Here is a 4,092-nt window from a genome sequence, read left to right as displayed (position 1 = left end):
AAAAAAAAAAAAAAAAAAAGGGGGGGGGGGCCCCCCCCCCCCTTTTTTATGTCTGTCACTTTATGGGAGGCAAGGTTAATGGTTCGAAAACCAGTTCAGTTTATCCCGCAGACCGACCACGCGGCCGACGATGATCAGCGCCGGGCTGGCCATCTGCTGCGCCAGAATATCCAGTTGTCCTAAGGTGCCGCTGACCACTTTTTGCGTCACAGCGGTGCCGTTCTCGACGATGGCGGCGGGCATATCTTCAGCCATGCCGTGAGCGATAAGCTTCTCGCGGATCGCCGGCGCCTGGTTCAGACCCATGTAGAACACCAGGGTTTGCTTCTCCACCGCCAGGTTCGCCCAGTCCAGCTCGCCGCCGGTTTTCAGGTGGCCAGTGACCAGGCGGACGCCCTGGGCGAAATCGCGGTGGGTCAGGGGGATCCCCGAATAAGCGGAGCAGCCGGAGGCGGCGGTAATGCCAGGCACAACGGAGAAGGGGATGCCCGCCTCGCAAAGCGTCTCCAGCTCTTCCCCTCCGCGGCCAAAGATAAAGGGATCGCCGCCTTTCAGCCGGACCACGCGTCTTCCTTTTTGCGCTTCGCGCAGCAGGATCTGGTTGATCTCCTCCTGCGGGACGCAGTGGTAGCCTGAGCGCTTGCCGACGAACACCCGATCGGCATCACGGCGCACCAGATTCATGATGTCATCGGAGACCAGCCGATCATAGACCACCACGTCAGCCTGCTGGATCTGCTGCAGGCCTTTGAGCGTGAGCAGCCCGGCGTCACCGGGGCCGGCGCCAACCAGCACCACCTCGCCGCGATGCTCCAACGGCTCCGTCAGCAACTGCTCAGTGGTATCCGCGACTGCCTGCCGATCGTCATTAGCCAGCGACTGCGCCAGACGGTCGTTAACAAACAGCTTCTCCCAGAAGCGGCGACGCTCGCCTACGGTGGCAAACTGCTGCTTAACCCGCGCGCGCAGATGGCCGGCATAGCGGGCCAGCTGGCCGAGATGCAGGGGCAGAATTGACTCCAGTTTCTCGCGCAGCAGGCGCGCCAGAACCGGTGATGTCCCGCCCGAGGAGACGGCGACCATCAGCGGCGAGCGATCGATGATCGACGGCATGATAAAGCTGGCCTGGCGCGGGGCATCCACCACGTTACAGAAGATACGCCGCGCTTCGGCCGCCTCGCTAACCTGCTGGTTGACCGTCTCATCATCAGTAGCGGCGATGGCCAGCCAGCAGTTATCCAGCAGCGAGGGGATAAACTCCCCCTGCACCAGAGTTAGCATCTGTGAATCAGCCCACACCTGAAACTGGGGCGTGAAGTCGAGCGCATTGACCGTGACGTTAGCGCCAGCATCCAGCAGCAGACGGGCTTTGCGTTCGGCGACATCCCCGCCGCCAACCAGTAAACAATCGCGCTGGCGCAACTGGCAGAATATGGGTAAGTGATCCACAGAATAACCTCATGAAAATAAGGGGTAGAAAACGAGTGGTCGTAGAATAGCAGCAAAGGTAATACAAAACATGCGACATATCCCGCACTCATGCGCTGTCGGTCAGAACTGTTACTTATATCTCCCCCCGTGGCCGGGGGGAGGGAGAAGGACTTACGCTTTAAGCTGAACGTGTCCGTCTTTCACGCGGGCGTCGAAGCGGGCGATAGAGTGGCTGGCATCTTCCATGCACAGGCCGTCGCTCAGGCGGAAGCGCTGTTTTTTCAGCGGGCTGGCGACCCATAGCGCGCCGTCATGCTCGGCGATAATCCCGCGAGACAGTACGCTGGCGTTGAAGAACGGATCAATGTTGCTGATGGCGAATACTCTGTCGTCATGGTAGGGACGGAAGATCGCCACCTGCTGCTGACCGAGCAGGGCGCAGACGCCGGTGGCCGGCAGGATGTCGTCGATGCTGCAGATATTTACCCACTGGCTCATGCTTTTTCCTCCACCAGAGTAACCGGGATACGCTCATACGGCGTGGCCGGGCGGTGCTGGTCACGTTCCGGCACCACCTGAACGTTCGGGTCGCGCTGGTCGCTGTTGATAAAGTGTTTGAAGCGGGTCTGCGCCGCCGGGTTGTTGACGGTCTCGGTCCACTCGCAGGCGAAGGCGGCGCGCAGGCGAGCCAGCTCTTCTTCCAGATGGTCGTTCAGACCGAGCTTGTCATCGATGATGACGCTGCGCAGATAGTCGATACCGCCTTCCATATTGTCCAGCCACGGGGCAGTGCGGGTCAGCTTATCGGCGGTGCGGATGTAGAACATCATAAAGCGGTCGAGATATTTGATGAGCGTATCGCGATCGAGGTCCGCGGCCAGTAGATCGGCGTGACGCGGTTTCATCCCGCCGTTACCGCACACGTACAGGTTCCAGCCTTTCTCGGTGGCGATGATCCCAACGTCTTTACCCTGCGCTTCCGCGCATTCACGGGTACAGCCGGAGACGCCGAACTTCATTTTGTGCGGGGTGCGGATGCCTTTGTAGCGGTTTTCCAGTTCCACGCCGAAGCCGACGCTGTCGCCAACGCCGTAGCGGCACCAGGTACTGCCGACGCAGGTTTTCGCCATTCGCAGCGCTTTGGCGTAGGCGTGGCCGGTTTCGAATCCCGCTTCAATCAGCTGCCGCCAGATCTCCGGCAGGTCGTCTTTCTGCGCGCCAAACAGGCCGATGCGCTGAGAGCCGGTGATTTTGGTGTACAGATTGAATTCACGCGCGATACGGCCCACGGCGACCAGCCCTTCCGGCGTGATTTCGCCGCCAGCTGAGCGCGGGATCACCGAATAGGTACCATCTTTCTGAATGTTGGCGAGGAAGTTGTCGTTGCTGTCCTGCAGCGGCGTGTGCTGCGGCTTGAGGATGTACTCATTCCAGCAGGAGGCCAGCAGGGAACCGACGGTCGGCTTACAGACTTCACAGCCGTAGCCCTGACCGTGTTTTTCCAGCAGTTCGTCGAAGGTTTTAATGCCTTCCACGCGGATCAGGTGGAACAGCTCCTGACGGGAGTAAGCGAAGTGTTCGCACAGATTGTTGTTGACCTCGATGCCCTGTTTCGCCAGCTCGGCGTTGAGCACCTGAGTGACCAGCGGAATACAGCCCCCGCAGCCGGTCCCGGCTTTGGTTTCCACTTTCAGCGCCGCCACGGTGTGGCAGCCTTTGTTGATAGCGGCGATCAGGTCGCCTTTGCTGACGTCAAAGCAGGAGCAGATCTGCGCGCTGTCCGGCAGTTTATCCACGCCGATCGATGGCTTGCCGCTGCCGGCGTGGGCCGGGAGGATCAGCGAATCCGGGTTTTCCGGCAGCTCGATGGCGTTGAGCACCAGCTGCAGCAGATTGCCGTAGTCGCTGGTGTCGCCGACCAGCACCGCGCCGAGCAGCGTTTTGTTGTCGGCGCTGACGATCAGGCGCTTATAAACTTCTTTGCTTTCGTCGAGATAGACGTAGCTACGGGCGCCCGGCGTGCGGCCGTGGGCATCGCCGATCCCGCCCACGTCCACACCCAACAGCTTCAGCTTGGCGCTGAGGTCGGCGCCGGTGAAGCTATTTTCACTGCCGAGGAGATGGTCGACGGCCACCTGGGCCATTTTATAGCCGGGGGCGACCAGACCGTAGACGCGGTTGTTCCAGCTGGCGCATTCCCCGATGGCATAGATATCCGGATCGGAGGTCTGGCAGCTATCGTTGACCATGATGCCGCCGCGCTGGGCGACCGCCAGCCCGCACTGGGTGGCCAGCTTATCGCGCGGGCGGATCCCGGTTGAGAAGACGATGAAATCGACCTGCAGCTCGCTACCGTCGGCGAAGTGCATGGTTTTGCGCGCCTCGGTGCCCTGCTGAACAATCTCTTTGGTGTTTTTGCTGGTGTGAACTTTCACGCCCATGCTTTCGATTTTGCGCCGCAACTGCTCGCCGCCCATCTGGTCGAGCTGTTCGGCCATCAGCATCGGCGCGAATTCGATAACATGGGTTTCCACACCGAGGTTTTTCAACGCGCCGGCCGCTTCCAGGCCGAGCAGGCCGCCGCCGACTACCCCGCCGCGCTTTGCGGGGCGGGGGGGGGGGGGGGGGGGGGGTTGGGGTGAGTTTGATTTCAGACGACGT

At 60.9% G+C, this 4,092-nt stretch carries 3 protein-coding genes; all 3 read right to left on the bottom strand.

Going from position 1 to position 4,092, the window contains the following annotated elements; translation table 11 throughout:
- Nucleotides 1-75: 75 nt before the first annotated feature.
- On the bottom strand, nucleotides 76-1,449 hold the full coding sequence (cysG, locus tag HMPREF9538_RS04890; protein ID WP_002920252.1) for a siroheme synthase CysG: 1,374 nt from the start codon (nucleotides 1,447-1,449) through the stop codon (nucleotides 76-78).
- A 153-nt stretch (nucleotides 1,450-1,602) separates the two neighbouring features.
- Nucleotides 1,603-1,929, bottom strand: coding sequence for a nitrite reductase small subunit NirD (gene nirD / locus HMPREF9538_RS04895; RefSeq protein ID WP_002920249.1), 327 nt, complete (start codon nucleotides 1,927-1,929; stop codon nucleotides 1,603-1,605).
- The coding region (gene nirB, locus HMPREF9538_RS04900) for a nitrite reductase large subunit NirB (RefSeq protein WP_009486048.1) at nucleotides 1,926-4,092 on the bottom strand (2,167 nt) is incomplete at its 5' end. The genes nirB and nirD, both read right to left, overlap by 4 nt.

The sequence above is a fragment of the Klebsiella sp. MS 92-3 genome (assembly GCF_000195655.1).
Lineage (GTDB): Bacteria > Pseudomonadota > Gammaproteobacteria > Enterobacterales > Enterobacteriaceae > Klebsiella > Klebsiella pneumoniae.
This window is presented reverse-complemented; position numbering and strand designations above follow the sequence as displayed.